The sequence below is a fragment of the Pedobacter glucosidilyticus genome (assembly GCF_002483235.1).
Lineage (GTDB): Bacteria > Bacteroidota > Bacteroidia > Sphingobacteriales > Sphingobacteriaceae > Pseudopedobacter > Pseudopedobacter glucosidilyticum_B.
The window spans coordinates 111,975-128,493 of record NZ_DLHN01000027.1; the positions used below are offsets into that span (position 1 = coordinate 111,975).

Here is a 16,519-nt window from a genome sequence, read left to right on the forward strand (position 1 = left end):
CTATAAAAATAATAATTAAATATAAAGTTAATGTCTTATACAAATTAACTTAAGTATAGCTATAAAATAATCAATCACGAATATACAATGATTACATAAATTTCACCAGAAATAAGACACATATTAAAGTAATTTTTATAAATTATACGATGAAAAAAGCTAACTACCAGAATAAAACTACAATAATCAACATTCTCACCCAATCATTTGATGCCAACCAAAGCGTAAATTACATTGTAAAACAAGATTCAAAACGGGAACAAAGAATAAAGATCCTAATGAATTATTCTTTCGAAGTATGTTACCTCTTTGGAGAAGTTTTCTTATCCGACGACAGAAAAGCTTGCGCTTTGGTTTTGTATCCCGACCAAAAGAAAACTACATTGAAATCCATATTGCTGGATGTTAAACTTATGTTTAAAAGTATTGGTATTGAAAATATAAGTAAAGCTTTGGGCAGAGAGTCTAAAATCAAGAAGTTGCAGCCCAAGGAATTGATGTATTATCTGTGGTTTATAGGCGTTGATCCCGAATATCAGGGCTCGGGCATTGGCCATCAATTAATGACAGAGCTGATAGCACATAGTGAAGAGCTAAAACGGCCAATCTATCTGGAAACTTCAACTTTGAAGAACCTGCCATGGTATAAAAAGTTCGGCTTTGAAGTTTATAATGAACTGGAATTAAGCTACAAGCTTTATTTTCTAAAAAGAAATTTAGCATCGTAAGCAATCCATGAAAGTATTCGGTTCTGAAATGCTTGTGATTACGTTTGTATTCGCGATGCTTGAAATTTTAATGTTCTTTTATCAGTTTATACATTACCTGTCAAGACCACAGGAAAAACAACGATTATACTACCTGATACTATTGTGCCTACTTATTGTCTACAATATCACCGGCGGTCTTTTTCCCGATCCGAAAATTGATATTCCCATTGTAGTGCAAAATATCATCGCTTATGGCAGCGGCTTTATCATGGCCTCCTATTTCCCCTACTATTTCTATAAAGGATTTGATTTACAACGACTACGTTTCCATGCTATTTACGGTGTTTTGCTGTTCCTCATCTTGCCTTACATTTTATTCTTTGTTATAGGTTACTCCATCAATCATCATCTTGATTTTGCTATCAAATACGGTATCATTATTCCATTCTTTTACTCTATAGTCCTGTTGTGGGCAATTATGCGGGCTATAAGAACGAAATACCAGGGCAATAAAAGCCGTGGGAATTTTTTGGAGGTAATTGCCGTTTACCTGGCCGTTATCCCCTGGGTTTCTATGACTGTTATTGCCTATTATAATTTAGGCCAGGCTGTTGAAGTTATTTGCACCAATGGTGGATTTGTGGTAATCACCATCATCTTTATATACAAGTCTGTATCACAGGCAAGGATTGAATATCAACAACTTACTGATCTAACAATTAACGGCATTCGACCTTCGTCATTTCAGGCAAATTGTGAACTATACAAATTAACCAATCGGGAAGTTGAGATTGTGCAATTATTGAGGCAAGGTTACCGGTATCAGACTATTGCTGATGAGCTCTTTATTTCTGAACTGACCGTAAAAAAACATGCCCGAAACATATTTGAAAAAGTTGGTGCTACTAATAAAGTAGAGTTGATTCATAAGCTGGAAAAGTAATAAATTCCACCACCTGTATCTCTAAAAAGCATAAAATACTCCTTTCGAAGTAGCTAAATACTCCCTTTGGCGTATTTACAACAGCCCCTCATTTCATCAATTTTGACCTAAGAAATTGAAAGCCATATGGATAAACCTCTACGATCATCCTGCTCCATGTGATAATTGTAGCCAGTTAACAGGCAGAGCAGGAATCATTTAAATTTCATTTTATGTTACATCTTTTAAGTAAAAAAATGTACCAACAACTTGATGAGGAATTACAAGCTATCTTATCAAATGAACCTAATCCTTTAAAGCGAATGACGGCTACTGTAAGCAAGGTCCGGTCAGCATTGCAAAACCTGAAAGAGTATCTAAGCAAGCACCCCTTTGCTACGGATACCGAAGAAATTCATTTCTTTAAGAATATCAAACCTAAATTTTACGCAAAGCAAATTTACCATATTGAGTTATATAAAATTGAAGATGCCAAACCTTATGGTACAGTAGAAACCATCCGTGAATATTATGAAGAAGAACTCAATATCATTCGTCGCTTTTTTCGGCAAAATCAATTTTTATATGAGTACTATCGCAATGAAATGGTGGAGCTGGACAACCTGTATTTTAAAAGAACAGCCACCATTCAAAACATATTACTACCTGAAGTTCCCGAATTACATCCTGAATTTTCAACGAGCTGCGATTATCTGTTTTCCAAATTTATAGCCTATGAGTTGTTGCAAACCTATCTGGTAAAAGCAATTAATCGAATAGACCCTGCTAATATTACTTTACCCGACACCAAAGAGGAACAACTGCCATTAAAGTGGACAGGTGAACAGGTAAATCTCATCGAACTGATCTATGGCATTTACTACACCGGGCAGCTTAACCATGGTAATGTAGAAGTGAAAGATATTATCGAAGTCATAGAAACTATCTTTCAGGTTAAACTCAAATCTCCTTATCACACCTTTGGTAATATCCGCAGGAGAAAATGCATCAGTCCAACGGCCTACCTGGATAAGATGCGTGAAGCCATTCTTCAGCGTATAGAGGAAGATTTGGAGTATAAACCCAACCGCGGTATTGCATTACGGAATAAGCCGGAATAAACCGGGAATAACAAAAATTACTTACCGTATGTCCGGCGTGTGAAATGAATTTTGGAGGTCTGCCAACCTTTGCCTTTGAAATTCTGCCACAATGGAGTGACAGGATAAAAAAGTAAAATTATGTTACATCAATTCACCTGGCAACAATTTTTGATTGCCGCACTCATCCTCACACTAATCTGGTATTTGGCTATCATCCTATTGTATTACCGCCACAGTGTTGCTAGCTTTTTATCTGGAGATGGAAAGCCAGAGCAGCCGGAAAGGATACGCAAAGAATGGGAAGAAGAGCTGGAAGACGAAGAAGTAGAAAACATGATGGGCAAACCTGCTGAACCCGAAGGAGCCAGCAGTTTACCTATGGATTCGATTCGTTTTGCAGCAAAGTCTTCAGAGAAAGACGAAGAGTTAGGTTTAATACCTGATGTGCTGGAAGAGCTGAAAACCATATTCAACATCCTGGAAAAGGAAAACGGTGACAAAACAGATTTCTTTTCGCTGTTGCAACTGGTTAAAGGGAAATACCCTGATATAGGTTCCAACTCGAATATCGAACAGATTAACGAGCATATATTGGATCATTTACCTTTTCAGCTTAACCAGGAAGAACTGGAAAACTTGTGGGACTAAAATAGCTAGTATAATCTCCATTAATCAAATTATAAAGTTTCTAAAGATCATTGATCAACATTAAAAATATTGTCGTATGAAAAATCAAATCAGTAAATGTAAAAATCAAATCGTTGCTAAATCATTGTTACTCACTCTCCTGCTTGGCATGTACAGCATGATTTGTTCCATCTCCCTTTTTGCACAGGATGGCAATGCAGGAATCGCCGAAGCTACCAATAAAGTGAAAGGCTATTTTGATACTGGCTGCGACCTGATGTACGCCATTGGCGCAGTAGTAGGCATTATCGGTGCCATTAAAGTATTCAATAAATGGAATGCAGGCGAGCCTGATACCAATAAAGTTGCCGCAGCTTGGTTCGGCAGCTGTATTTTCTTAGTTGTAGTGGCTACCGTTTTACAATCATTTTTTGGAATCTAATATTAAGTCGAAAGCATCAGGAGGCTATGAGTTCAGTATATCATATCAATAAAGGCATCAATAAACCCATAGAATTTAAAGGGTTAAAGGCACAATACATTGCTTACCTGGCAGTAGGATTGATTTTGCTACTCATTGGTTTTGCAGCATTGTACATCTCCGGTCTAAGCCTGTTTATTATTCTTCCGGTGATCATTGGTTTGGGAACAGCATTGTTTTTTACCGTATTCAGATTAAGCCACCGGTATGGGGAACACGGCCTGATGAAATACTTTGCTAAAAATCAATTACCCGATTGCCTCACTTTCAGATCGAGGAAACTATTTACCCACTTAAAAAAGCAAACACATGGAAGCCGCTAAAATATTTCCTATCCATAAAATCAAAGGATCAATTGAGCATAATGCCATAGTCTCTGCACAAGGTGATATTACGATTGCTTATGAAGCTACACTACCGGAGATATTCAGCCTTTCGGACCGTGATTATGAAGCTTATCATCAAACACTAATCAAAGCCATCCGCTTACTGCCTCAGCACAGTATATTTCATAAACAGGACTGGTTTACGGAAAGAAAGTACAAAGCCGATTTTGGAAAGGAAGATTCCAGCTTTCTAAGCCGTTCCAGCGAACAGTTTTTCCATGAAAGGCCCTATTTAGATCATCGCTGCTACATCTTCCTAACTAAAAAACCTGCTGGCAGGAAATTGTCAAGTTCAGTTTATTCCAATATCCTCCGCAAGGCTATCGTACCACAGCAAACCCTAAACGCTGTTTTGTTTAATGATTTTATGGATAGCGCAGGCCAGTTTGAACGCATTCTAAAAGACAGCGGCTTTGTGCAGCTTAAACGTCTGACAGATGAAGAACTTGCCGGTACAGGTAACCGCCCGGGAATCATTGAAAAGTATTGCTTCTTGCAAAAAGAAGGCGAGAAAACCATTCGCGACATTCAAGTAAAAGATGGAATTCGAATTGGTGAAGCGCATTGCAAACTCTTTACACTGGCAGATGCCGAAGATTTGCCTGCCATGTGCGGATCACGGATTAATTATGATAAATACAGTACCGATCGTACCAAGTTCAGTATCGGTTTCGCCTCACCTTTAGGCCAGCTATTGCCCTGCAACCACATTTACAATCAATACATATTCATTGGCGATGCGCAGAAAACGCTCAAACGTTTGGAGGCAAAAAAGCTACGCCTGCAATCCCTCTCAGCATACAGCAGGGAAAACGCCATAGCAAGAGATGCTACCAACGATTTTTTGAATGAAGCCATCGGGCAACAGCGCTTATCGGTTAAAGCACATTACAATATACTGGCCTGGTCAGAAGATGAAAGCGAGATTAAAGACCTGAAAAACAAAGTGAGTTCTGCTTTGGCGCAGCTTGATGCCAGCCCGAAAGAAGAAACGGATGGGGCCCCGCAGATCTGGTGGGCAGGTTTGCCCGGAAACGAAGCTGATTTCCCGATGAACGATACCTTTGATACCTTCCTGGAACAGTCCACCTGCTTTCTAAATTTAGAGACCAATTATCGTTCGTCGGTCAGTCCCTTCGGTATTCGTATGGGCGACCGGCTATCCGGCAGGCCGGTTCATGTAGATATATCTGATGAACCTATTAAACTTGGTTATACGACCAACCGGAACAAATTTATCCTGGGTCCAAGTGGAAGCGGGAAAAGCTTTTTCACTAATCACATGGTACGAAGCTATTACGAGCAGGGCGCACATGTCGTGTTGGTTGATGTTGGCCATAGCTATAAAGGCTTATGTGATCTGGTGGGCGGTTATTATTTCACTTATTCAGAAAGTGATCCCATCAGATTTAATCCCTTTTATTTAACTGACGGTGATGTATTGGATACAGAGAAAAAAGAAAGTATCAAAACCTTGCTGCTGGCGCTATGGAAAAAAGATGATGAGACATTTCGCAGGTCAGAATATGTAGCACTATCCAATGCGCTCACACTCTACTTTGCTTATTTAGATCAGCATCAGGAAGTTTTTCCATGTTTCAATTCTTTCTATGAATTTCTATTACAGGAGTACATGCAAGTGCTGGAAGATGGCAAAGTCAAAGAAAAGGATTTTGACATTGGTAATTTTCTTTACGTACTCAATCCGTATTATAAAGGCGGCGAGTATGATTATTTGCTGAATGCCACTGAAAACCTGGATCTGCTGCATGAACGGTTTATTGTTTTTGAGCTCGATGCGCTGAAAGATCATCCCATTCTTTTCCCGGTTGTGACCATTATCATCATGGAAGTATTCATTTCCAAAATGCGGAAGCTGAAAGGTGTCCGTAAAGCAATCCTACTGGAAGAAGCCTGGAAGGCAATTGCCAAAGAAGGTATGGCCGAATACGTAAAATACTTATTCAAAACCGTCCGTAAGCATTTTGGAGAAGCAATAGTAGTTACCCAGGAAGTAGAAGATATTATCAGTTCGCCTATTGTAAAACAAGCTATCATTAATAACAGCGACTGTAAAATTCTGCTTGACCAATCCAAATACCAAAACAAATTTGATGCAATACAGGAACTTCTGGGATTGACTGAAAAAGAGAAAGCTCAGATCCTGAGCATGAACAAAGCAAACGATCCTAAACGGAAATACAAAGAAGTTTTCATTTCGCTGGGCGGAACTTTATCCAAAGTGTATCGCACAGAAGTGAGTATGCAGGAATATTATGTTTATACCACAGAAGAAAGCGAAAAGATGAAGGTACAGGAATATGCTAAACGCTACGGAAGTATGCAAAAAGGCATAGCGGTACTGGTAGAAGAATTAAAAACCCAAAACAAGTAATATGAAAAATCTAATCATTTTATGTGCAATGGCAGTATGGCTGATGACTGCCTGTACAGTAGACAAAACAAGAGAATTTATCCCTGGCACCTATGTAAATGCAGCGGAAAGTGAATTCAGCATCGCTAACGATACCCTGGTGATTGAAGCTACTGAAAGCAACAATTATCTCATTCACCGTAAGACCGGCTTTAGCATCATCACCGATGGCAAAAAAGGTAAACGTGAATATGAAACCGAAGAATGGCAAGCAATTTATGATGAAGGAACCAAATCCCTTACGGAGACGCGTAAAGGGAAGCTCCTTACTTTTTACCCCGAAGCCAACAAACTTATGGTTGGTAAGCGGGAGTACAAGAAGATTAATCAATAATCGGTGTAATCAAATTAATCAGTGTAATCATGAAATTAATAAAAATTATGAAAAAATATATGGTGATTCTGCCTATGAGCGCCATGACCCTGTTTGTTTCGCTGCCCCAGGGGGCGAATGCACAAATAGCGGTCGTGGAGGTGATTAAAGCGGGAGTAAAAAAAGTAATCAAAGCGGTAGACCTGAAAGTACAGCGTTTGCAGAATGAAACGATCTGGCTTCAAAATGCACAAAAAGTGCTGGAAAATCAATTGTCCAAACTTAAACTTACAGAAATAGCCGACTGGACAGAAAAGCAAAAAGAACTTTATGCAGGCTACTATAATGAATTGTGGCAGATCAAATCCGCTATCGCCTATTATAAACGAATTAAAGACCTTACGGAAAAACAGGTAGCTATAGTAGATGAATACCGCTGGGCCTGGGGGCTGTTTAATAAAGATAAGCACTTCAACCCGGACGAATTAAAGTACATGGAAAGTGTTTATTCGGGCATCTTGGATGCCAGTATTAAAAACCTCGATCAGATCCTGCTGGTAGTAAACAGCTTTAAAACCCAAATGAATGATGCTAGGCGAATGGAAATCATTAATGCTGCCGCAGACCAGATGGACACTAATTATGCAGACTTGAAAGCTTTCAATGCTCAAAATATATCGTTGAGTATACAACGCTCCAAGTCCTTGGATGAAGTAGCCACTTTAAAAGAGATCTATGGAATTGAATAATCTGTGTAGAAGGATTAAAGAGCAAAGAATAAAGACTCTATCAAGATGGAAACTCCTATTGGTGGTATGTCTACACTCCTTATTCTTTGTTCCTGATAAAGCGCAAGCTCAAACCTGGGACGAATTCTTTAAACAGAAGAAAACACAGCAAAAATATCTTTTTCAACAACTTGTTGCTTTAAAAGTCTACGCCGGTTATTTAAAAAAGGGTTATGATATAGCAGGGCAAGGTATCAGTACAGTAAAAGACCTCAAAAACGGTGAGTTCAGTTTGCATCAAAATTTTATCAGTTCACTAAAAAGCGTTAAGCCTGCCATCCGCAATAGCAGTAAGGTTGCTGAAATAATCGCCTTGCAATTGGCTATGAGCAAAAGCTTCAACGGGATTAGGAATAGCGTTTCATTATCCACTGAAAATCAGCAGTACATCCATTCCGTCAGAAAAAAAGTGTTGGATGAATGTGCTGCAGACCTGGAAGAACTCCTGCTGGCCATCACATCCGGCAAGGTAGAAATGAAGGATGACGAGCGGATGAAACGCATTGATCTGGTGTATGGCAATATGAAAAGCAAATCAGCATTTACCCAGAGCTTTATTAGTGAAGTCAGGCTGCTTATTGCTCAAAAAGCAAACGAACAGCAATCTGTAGACCAATTAAAAATTAAGCTATGAAATCAATTAATGAAGTCAAAGAAAAAATGCAAAGCCTAAAATCGTTTTTCGTTCAATTACGAGTTTTCGGATTACTATCGCTTTTAATCGCTTTTTCAAATCACTCCAAAGCTCAATCTACAGAAGTACAGCAATTGCTGCTGAATGTAGAAAAGCTTAGCCAGCTCAAGAATATTCTTACTGATATGAAGAAAGGTTATCAGATTGTCAGTAACGGTTATAATGCAGTAAAAAACATATCCCAAGGAAATTTTTCCCTGCATGAAGTTTTTATCGATGGCCTGATGATTGTGAGCCCGGAAATACGAAAGTATCACAAGGTAGCCGGTATCATCACCTCTCAAAAAGATATTGTTAGGGAATACAAAAGTGCTTTTCAGCGATTTCAGGCTTCGGGAAATTTTAATATAGGAGAGATCAATTATTTAGGTAATGTTTATGAGCAGCTGTTTGATCAGAGTGTGAATAATCTGGATGAACTGGCTAATGTGATTACTTCTTCTAAGCTGCGCATGAGCGATGATGAACGCTTGCAGGCTATTGACAGAATTTTTGCCGACACCCAGGATAAATTGCAATTCTTGCGAAGTTTTAATCAGCAGGCCAATATCCTGAATCTGCAACGAGCGAAAGAAAAGTCTGAAATCAAAACCCTTCAAAAGCTTTATCATGATTAAGAAATTAAAACCGCTCGAAAGCTCCCTCTTCAGGCGGCTAGGGGGCCTATTCCTTTTGTTATTCATTCCGGCTCTCTCCCATGCTCAGGGCATCGCTGGCGAGATCAACGGCATGCAGTCTGAGCTGGACAAAGTTTATAGCCAGATGCTGCCCCTATGTTCCAGATTAATTGGTGTTGCCCGCGGCATAGCCGGTTTTGGTGCACTTTGGTATATCGCCTCAAGAGTATGGCGGCAGATTGCAGCGGCTGAACCCATTGATTTTTATCCGCTATTGCGCCCCTTTGCATTGGGACTGGCCATTATTGCTTTCCCAGCAGTAATTGCGCTGATGAACGGAGTATTACAGCCAACTGTATCTGCTACCGGTGCCATGGTGAAAGACAGTAATAAAACCATTGCTGCTCTATTGAAACAGAAAGAAGCCGCAATCAAAAAATCCACTCATTGGCAAATGTATGTTGGCGAGAACGGCAACGGAGATAGTGATAAATGGTATAAATACACCCATCCTAAAGATCCAAACAGAGAAGATGAATCTTTTCTGGATGGCTTAAGCAATGACATGCAGTTCTGGATGGAAAAGCAATCCTATAATTTCCGAAATGGTATTAAGCAATGGCTTAGTCAGGTGCTAGAGGTGTTGTATGCTGCCGCTGCCCTATGTATCAATACCATCCGTACTTTCTTTCTGATTGTGCTGGCCATACTTGGCCCTTTGGTATTTGGCTTTGCCGTATTTGACGGTTTTCAGCATACACTTACCGTGTGGTTAGCCCGCTACATTAACATTTTTCTGTGGTTGCCTATTGCCAATATTTTCGGCAGCATCCTGGGAAAAATTCAGGAAAATATGTTAAAACTTGATATTTCTCAAATCGGACAGCAAGGCGATACCACCTTTAGCAGCACCGATACCGCATATTTGATCTTCCTGGTGATTGGGATTGTAGGTTACTTTTCTGTCCCTAATGTAGCAGGTTATGTAGTGAATGCTGGTGGAGGCAATACGATTTTGCAGCGGGTCAATACCCTGGTGAGCAATACCCATTCGATGGCAAGCGGAGCAGCAATAGCAGGTGGAGGTATGGCTACCGATGCCTTAGGCGACGGTGCAAGAAAAGTGATGCAAAGCTTTTCCGGTTCTGGAAACGCAGATTACTTTTCCGAAAAATCATCTGGTTCACAGCACCAGCATGACCGCCTTTCCGGCAAGTCTTGATACTTGATACTCATTACTCAATACTAAAAACATGTTTACACAATTCAAAAATATCGATACTGCTTTTAAGCACATCAAAATCTTCAGTATCTTTTTAATCCTGGCTAATATGCTGACCATGAGCTTTTGCATTTTTAAAAGTTACCAAATGGTTGATGAAGCACAAAACCGGGTACACATCTTGTATAATGGCAAAGTGTTGGAAGCTGTAGCTTCTGATAGAAAAAGCAACCTTCCGGTAGAGTTAAGGGATCATATCAAAACGTTCCATCACTACTTTTTTAACCTTGACCCGGATGAAAAAGCTATACAGGCTCAAATTGCGAAAGCTTTGTATTTAGCAGATGAATCTGCAAAGAAACAATACGACAATTTGCGTGAATCCGGCTATTATAATAATCTGATTTCTGCCAATATCTCTCAGGAGATTGACGTAGACAGCATCACGCTGGATATGAACGAATATCCCTACCTCTTCACTTGTTATGCCACACAAAAACTGATCAGATCAAGCAGTACGGTTACCCGGAAATTGATTACACAAGGTCAGGTTAGAAGTATCAAGACCCAAACGGACAATAATCCGCATGGCTTTTTAATCCAGCGATGGGAAACCCTGGAAAACCAGGATGCCGATTCTAAAAATGTTCAGCCATGAGTTTATTCAGGAAAAGTAAAAAGGCAGGTAATAACCGTCAGGACGAACTGGCGGGAAGGATGGCAAAGGCAATCATCTGCCAGCAAACACGCATTGCAGCTTACCTGAATCACAGGACACGGAATTGGTCAGTAAAAACAAGCTTGTATTTGCTTCTGGTGTTCTGTGTGGTGTTTGTTGCAATAAATACTTACCTCATCATTCATTCAATTTAATAAAAAAAATATTATGGAAACCAATGAAAAAAACAAGCGCAAGCTGCTTTGGGTATTGCCCTTGCTGATCCTGCCATTTATGGCACTGGCATTTTACGCCCTGGGTGGCGGTAAAGGCGACGTCTCCGCACAGGAGCTAAATGCTAATCGGGGAATTAATACCAGCCTGCCTGATGCGCAGTTTAAAAAAGAGGAGCCGCAGGATAAATGGAGTATCTATGAGCAGGCCAAAAGTGAATCAGCCGGAGAGCCGGATAGCCTGTCTTTATCAGTTGCCGGGCAAAGCTTTGCTGCAACAACTTCTATTCCAGACCCGAACGAACAGCGAATTCATGAAAAGCTGGCCCAGATCAACCAAGAGATCAATCGCCCCGCACAGCCGAAAATATATTCTGCTCCATCCACCGGAAGCACTGCCGCTATGAGTAAAGATGTTGATCGTTTGGAGAAACTCATGCGCAGTATGCAGGAAGATAAAACCGAAGACCCGGAGATGCAGCAATTGAGCGGTATGCTGGATAAAATACTGGCCATACAAAACCCTGATTTGATTACCCGGCACCCAGGCAAAGCGAATACCGTTAAACCCGACAGTAAGTTCCGGGCGATACCGGCCGTAATTGCAGATGCTCAGAAGGCGGTACAGGGTGCAGCCATCAGACTGTGTTTGCAGGATACCATTACAATTAATGGGCAGCTTATCCCCAAAGGACATTCTATTTTCGGAACCTGTAGGATTACTAACCAGCGTTTGCTTCTGGATATTCAAAACATTCGCCTGGGTAATTCCATCATTCCAGTTGACTTAACGGTATATAGCCTTGACGGGATGGTAGGGATAGATGCTCCTGAAGCGATGCTTGCTGATGCGGCTGGCAATGGGGCGGTTGATGCAGTCCGAAGTATCGGGATGTACGGTATAGATCAGTCCATCGCTGCACAGGTTGCCGGTGCCGGTATCGATGCTGCTAAAGATTTATTTGATAAAAAGGTCAGGCGCATCAAGGTAAAACTGAAAGCCGGACAGTCGGTTTTGTTGTGTAACAACCAGCTCAGGAATTGATAGCAGATTTGCTGTATGCCGCAGATGATCGCAAAACCTGAACAGGCCAGACAGTTCCGTGAGTATCTGGAACAACAAGCTCTAAAAGGCCACAAATGGGTGGTATATGACACTGATAACCAGATCACCACAACTCACAGTCTGCACTGCTTTCACGATAAGTGGGAAGCGCTTGACTATGCAAGGGAATACCAGCAGATATGGAACTGGCATGAGGCTGTCCCACTAGCAGACCTGCTCTATAATCTGAAAGAATTGGAGCAGGCATCAAAAATGACTTTGGAAAATAAGGATAATATAATATTAAAGTATAACAATATGAATCTTAACAATTTAGAAAGCCTCAAGGACGAACTCAAAGAGCTTCGATTTGATAAGAAATTATCAGAAGAAATGGAAAAGAACATGCAGAAAAATCTGCCTGAATTCCAGCTTCGCCAGCATCTGCCCGCCGACAAAGGACAAGTGGATTTCTTACTGCATTTTAAACAATCGGGCCAATCTGATTTTTACTATTTTAATAAGTATGACGTATCGCTTAACACAGCTAAACCACTCGCAGAAGGTCAGAAGTATTTGGTGATCTCTCCAGGGGAGCAGGGTAAACTCATATTCCGGAAATTTGAAAATCCCAACGAGGCCATTACTTATTTTAAAGAGCAAAAAGGAAACGTTGAACTGGCAGCAGGTAAAGATCCTGGAAACAAAACGACTTTAGCCACGATGGAAAAAGACAAGGTAAATTTCGTGACCAAAGACTTCCAGAAAACGTTTTACGCTCCTGCTAAATCACAGACCATATATGTAGAAAAAGGAAATGGTTTTACTGCAGAGCAAGCTGCCAACCTGATTCAGGGCAGAGCAGTGCATCGGGATAATTTATTGAACCTGGGTGGAGAACCGTATAAAGCATGGATAGCTCTGGATTTTGATAAACCTAAAGATCGCCATCAAAATTATCTAACTCGCCAGTTTCATGATCCAAGTTATGGTTTTGATCTGAAAAAGACGTTGGAAAAATTCCAAATTAAAGAACTGGATGACCCGAAGGCAAAAGGAAAGTTAGAAGAATCATTAAAAAATGGTAACAGACCGCTGATTACTGTCGTAAAAGATGGTCAGGAGATGAAACTGCGTATAGAAGCTGTACCACGTTATAGCCAGATTAACCTGTATGCAGAAAACGGAAAACCCGAAAAACGGGAGCAATTTTTGAAAGATCCTGTTCTATCAGCAAGCTTTTCCAAAGATAAAACTAAGGAAAAAGAGCTTAGTAACAACACTGAAATGAAGCTTTAGGTTTATTAAATAATATTTATACATTCAATTTAAAATTCATTATTAACATGGAAAAAATTCAGAAGATTAAAGAACTGGTAGAGTCAGTAGAAAAAGATGCCGTAGCTTTTTATGAAAAAGGGAATAAAGCCGCGGGTACACGTATCCGAAATGCCATGCAGCAGTTAAAAGTAGTTGCACAGGAGGTACGTCAGGAAGTCACCGCTAAAAAGAATGCTAAATAATAGCTTCTGTTTAAGACTTTAAAACCCGGCAGTAAAATGGCCGGGTTTTTTGTTTGATACCAATCAGGTCAGCAGAACCAGCCGCTTCATTTCGTATCCTCCATTCAGCCCGCTTCCCTGCAAATATAGAAGAGTGAGCTCATTCCTTCGCTCACACTTCTCACACTCATAAGGAAAACCTCTTTCAAACTATTTAGCGGCTTTTATAAAACGTAGTTGAATCTTTCAAGTTTTTTATGTCACATAAGCCAGCAGAACCCAGCCGCTTCATTTCGTCCCTCCATTCAGCCGCTTCCCCGCAATATGGAAGAGTGAGCTCGTTCCTCGCTCACACTTCCTTTTTCAATAAGAAAAAACTTCTTTCAATTTTACAGCACCTCCTGTAAAACAGCAGTTAAAAATCCCCCCAGCTTTTTAGTTAAGAAATTTCTGAACAATCCTTTTGCCGTCAAGACCGGGCCCTGTGGGTTTGCTGAAAAAAAATCTTCCTCTTCCGCTGCGCTTCAGAGCGTATTTTTTTTCGCAAAGTCTTGCCTTACAAAAGGATTGCATTCAGGTGCGGTTGCTTAACAAAAAGCCAGGAGGCCCTGCCGACTGAATTAGAAACAGAATTATGAAGGCAAAAAGAGGAAGAAGTCCGCCATGCAGAACTAAAGTATACAGCACCTATCCGTGTGATAGAAAATTTAATTATTCAATCCATAAAAAACAAAAATCATGAAAACAGCAGAATTAAAAACAGCAAACGTAACTAATAAAGCAATCCATACCAACATGCCAATAAGCACAGTTTTTAATGATGATACTAAAAAGGGAGAGTTGAAAAAAGCAGATCACCTATCATTAGAAAAAGCAAAATCACAAACTGGACAAACTAAACCGGAAGATAAAGTTGATGTAAAAGAAGAAATTAAACCGGTAAAAGTTGCCTATAATCTGGAGAGCACTTTAAAACTAGTGGAAGAACTGCACCGCAGGAAAATTCAGCGTGATAGGCTTTTAGATACCATAGACACTTTAGAAGCCTTTGAAATTGCACAACAGGAAGATGCAGAAGAAACCGACAGCAATCATTTTCAGGGTTGTGTACTGACTATTGAAGATGATGAACGCAGGAAGTTTAGCACTAAAAACCCAGTAATTATTCAGGCCGTGGCTCAATTTGTCAACAGCATGTGCGTAAACAGGCTTGCAGAAATTGAGGCGGGAATTACAATCCCTGCCTGATTAAATATACTCCCTGCTATTGTTGCGGGGAGTAATTTATCTATTTATCAATCATAACTGTATGGAAGAAGTATTTATAGAACACCTTGACCAGATTTACTGGCAGGGATACGGGGAAGCCCTTAAAGAGGATAATCCCTTTTCTTATCATCAGCAATTAACAGCATTTACAGACACTTATAAAACACAAAGGAATGAAATATCAAACTCTTTATTTGATGATTCGGGTAATGGTACAATCCGATCACCAAGACATAGCAAACACAGTAAACGAGGTAGAAACACAGGCAGCCTTTTCGCTGACTGATACTCCGGCAGTTAAAATACTGGAAACCGAAATACTATTAACCAGAGTAAGAAACGTTAAAAACATCAACCATGGCACACAATCTTAATTATAACGAGCAGACAAGTAAACATAGCTTTTTTAGTGTAAAAGAAAAAGCCTGGCATAATTTAGGGCAGGTTATCAGCGATTACCCAACCAGTGCAGAAGCAATTAAACATGCAGGCTTAGACTACCATGTAGAAAAACGCCCTTTGTTTACGTACGACAGTGAAAATCATCATGGGAATACAGATTTAATTATACCTGAAATACAAGTTCCAAACTATTACGCCACCGTCCGAACTGATACAGAACAGGTTTTGGGCGTTGTTGGTAATGATTATGAAGTTGTACAAAATGTAAATGCTTTTGAGTTTTTTGATGCTATTGTAGGTGGTAAAGATGGTATACTCTATGAAACAGCAGGCGCATTAGGAAATGGAGAACGTATTTTCATCACCGCAAAACTCCCTGATTATATACGTGTGGGAAAAGATGATTTAATTGAACAGTTCTTATTTCTAACTACTTCTCATGATGGATACGGCAGTATAACCGCAGCTTTTACCCCGGTGAGGATAGTTTGCGCAAACACCTTAAACGCTGCCATGAACAATCATAGTAATTCGATTAAAATCAGGCATACAGCAAGTGCAAAAGATCGGTTAAAACAAGCGCATCAATTGTTAGGGCTTACCAATTTATTGGCTGACGAATTGGAGGAAGTATTTAATAATTGGTCGAGAATAAGAATCACCGATCATGCCGTTAAACGTTTAATACAGATTGCAATGGCACCTAGCAAGGAGGTATTAAACAATCTTCAATCTGGCAAACTGGACGAGTTATCAAGTACCTATAACAATATGGTAACTAGTGTAATGGAATACGCATTAACAAGCCCTACACAACAGGAAGTGACAACAAAAGGAACTTTGTATGGAGCCTACAATGCCGTTACGGGCTATTTCCAAAATGTACGGAACTTCAAAGATGATGAAGCAAAGTTCAAATCAATCATGTATGGTACAGGATTGCAAAGAAGTCAGACGGCTTTTAATCTTTGCAAGGGATTTGCTAAACATGGTATTGAAGGGCTTAATTAATGGATAAGGGGAGCAATCCCCTTTTTAGGATAATTATAATAAATAGGTGATATATTATGAATATCTCATCTGGCTGTTCTAAAATTCCGGGCGGCCCCTTAC

20 protein-coding genes are annotated in these 16,519 nt (G+C 40.0%); all 20 read left to right on the forward strand.

Annotation, left to right across the window (positions count from 1 at the left end; genetic code table 11):
* Positions 1 to 149: 149 nt before the first annotated feature.
* Positions 150 to 728, forward strand: a complete 579-nt coding sequence (locus tag B2745_RS12000) for a GNAT family N-acetyltransferase (RefSeq protein WP_304066888.1) — start codon at positions 150 to 152, stop codon at positions 726 to 728.
* Positions 729 to 735: 7 nt separating this feature from the next.
* Positions 736 to 1,653 (forward strand): response regulator transcription factor, encoded by a 918-nt coding sequence (locus tag B2745_RS12005; RefSeq protein WP_304066890.1) that lies wholly within the window; start codon positions 736 to 738, stop codon positions 1,651 to 1,653.
* Positions 1,654 to 1,865: 212 nt separating this feature from the next.
* Positions 1,866 to 2,753: an RteC domain-containing protein gene (locus tag B2745_RS12010; protein ID WP_304066893.1), complete on the forward strand. Its 888-nt coding sequence runs from the start codon at positions 1,866 to 1,868 to the stop codon at positions 2,751 to 2,753.
* A gap of 120 nt (positions 2,754 to 2,873) precedes the next feature.
* The gene (locus B2745_RS12015) at positions 2,874 to 3,383 is read left to right on the forward strand and encodes a hypothetical protein (protein ID WP_304066896.1); all 510 of its coding nucleotides are present in this window, start codon (positions 2,874 to 2,876) and stop codon (positions 3,381 to 3,383) included.
* 76 nt (positions 3,384 to 3,459) lie between these two features.
* A complete protein-coding gene (locus tag B2745_RS12020) occupies positions 3,460 to 3,804 on the forward strand; it encodes a DUF4134 domain-containing protein (RefSeq protein WP_304066899.1) in 345 nt (114 codons plus the stop codon).
* A 26-nt stretch (positions 3,805 to 3,830) separates the two neighbouring features.
* Positions 3,831 to 4,166, forward strand: a complete 336-nt coding sequence (locus tag B2745_RS12025; RefSeq protein ID WP_304066902.1) for a DUF4133 domain-containing protein — start codon at positions 3,831 to 3,833, stop codon at positions 4,164 to 4,166.
* On the forward strand, positions 4,153 to 6,624 hold the full coding sequence (locus tag B2745_RS12030; protein ID WP_304066904.1) for a TraG family conjugative transposon ATPase: 2,472 nt from the start codon (positions 4,153 to 4,155) through the stop codon (positions 6,622 to 6,624). The genes B2745_RS12025 and B2745_RS12030 overlap by 14 nt, the downstream gene beginning before the upstream one ends.
* Before the next feature lies 1 nt (position 6,625).
* Complete coding sequence (locus tag B2745_RS12035) at positions 6,626 to 6,997, forward strand: hypothetical protein (protein WP_304066906.1); 372 nt, start codon at positions 6,626 to 6,628, stop codon at positions 6,995 to 6,997.
* Positions 6,998 to 7,026: 29 nt separating this feature from the next.
* Positions 7,027 to 7,725: a conjugal transfer protein TraI gene (locus B2745_RS12040; protein WP_304066908.1), complete on the forward strand. Its 699-nt coding sequence runs from the start codon at positions 7,027 to 7,029 to the stop codon at positions 7,723 to 7,725.
* Complete coding sequence (locus B2745_RS12045; protein ID WP_304066911.1) at positions 7,712 to 8,398, forward strand: hypothetical protein; 687 nt, start codon at positions 7,712 to 7,714, stop codon at positions 8,396 to 8,398. The genes B2745_RS12040 and B2745_RS12045 overlap by 14 nt, the downstream gene beginning before the upstream one ends.
* On the forward strand, positions 8,395 to 9,075 hold the full coding sequence (locus tag B2745_RS12050) for a TerB family tellurite resistance protein (RefSeq protein ID WP_304066914.1): 681 nt from the start codon (positions 8,395 to 8,397) through the stop codon (positions 9,073 to 9,075). The genes B2745_RS12045 and B2745_RS12050 overlap by 4 nt, the downstream gene beginning before the upstream one ends.
* Positions 9,068 to 10,297, forward strand: coding sequence for a conjugative transposon protein TraJ (gene traJ / locus B2745_RS12055; RefSeq protein WP_304066917.1), 1,230 nt, complete (start codon positions 9,068 to 9,070; stop codon positions 10,295 to 10,297). The genes B2745_RS12050 and traJ overlap by 8 nt, the downstream gene beginning before the upstream one ends.
* A gap of 31 nt (positions 10,298 to 10,328) precedes the next feature.
* Positions 10,329 to 10,955, forward strand: coding sequence for a conjugative transposon protein TraK (traK, locus tag B2745_RS12060; RefSeq protein WP_304066920.1), 627 nt, complete (start codon positions 10,329 to 10,331; stop codon positions 10,953 to 10,955).
* Positions 10,952 to 11,170: a hypothetical protein gene (locus B2745_RS12065; protein WP_304066923.1), complete on the forward strand. Its 219-nt coding sequence runs from the start codon at positions 10,952 to 10,954 to the stop codon at positions 11,168 to 11,170. Before traK ends, B2745_RS12065 begins: the two co-directional genes overlap by 4 nt.
* Before the next feature lie 13 nt (positions 11,171 to 11,183).
* A complete protein-coding gene (traM, locus tag B2745_RS12070; protein ID WP_304066925.1) occupies positions 11,184 to 12,233 on the forward strand; it encodes a conjugative transposon protein TraM in 1,050 nt (349 codons plus the stop codon).
* Positions 12,234 to 12,248: 15 nt separating this feature from the next.
* On the forward strand, positions 12,249 to 13,532 hold the full coding sequence (locus tag B2745_RS12075; RefSeq protein ID WP_304066928.1) for a hypothetical protein: 1,284 nt from the start codon (positions 12,249 to 12,251) through the stop codon (positions 13,530 to 13,532).
* 47 nt (positions 13,533 to 13,579) lie between these two features.
* Positions 13,580 to 13,756 carry a histone H1 gene (locus B2745_RS12080; RefSeq protein ID WP_304066931.1) on the forward strand — a complete coding sequence of 59 codons (177 nt, stop codon included), beginning with the start codon at positions 13,580 to 13,582 and terminating at the stop codon, positions 13,754 to 13,756.
* Between the two features lie 717 nt (positions 13,757 to 14,473).
* The gene (locus B2745_RS12085) at positions 14,474 to 14,983 is read left to right on the forward strand and encodes a hypothetical protein (protein ID WP_304066934.1); all 510 of its coding nucleotides are present in this window, start codon (positions 14,474 to 14,476) and stop codon (positions 14,981 to 14,983) included.
* 194 nt (positions 14,984 to 15,177) lie between these two features.
* Complete coding sequence (locus B2745_RS12090; protein WP_304066937.1) at positions 15,178 to 15,378, forward strand: hypothetical protein; 201 nt, start codon at positions 15,178 to 15,180, stop codon at positions 15,376 to 15,378.
* Positions 15,362 to 16,417 carry a DUF932 domain-containing protein gene (locus B2745_RS12095; RefSeq protein WP_304066939.1) on the forward strand — a complete coding sequence of 352 codons (1,056 nt, stop codon included), beginning with the start codon at positions 15,362 to 15,364 and terminating at the stop codon, positions 16,415 to 16,417. The genes B2745_RS12090 and B2745_RS12095 overlap by 17 nt, the downstream gene beginning before the upstream one ends.
* The last annotated feature ends 102 nt before the right edge of the window (positions 16,418 to 16,519 follow it).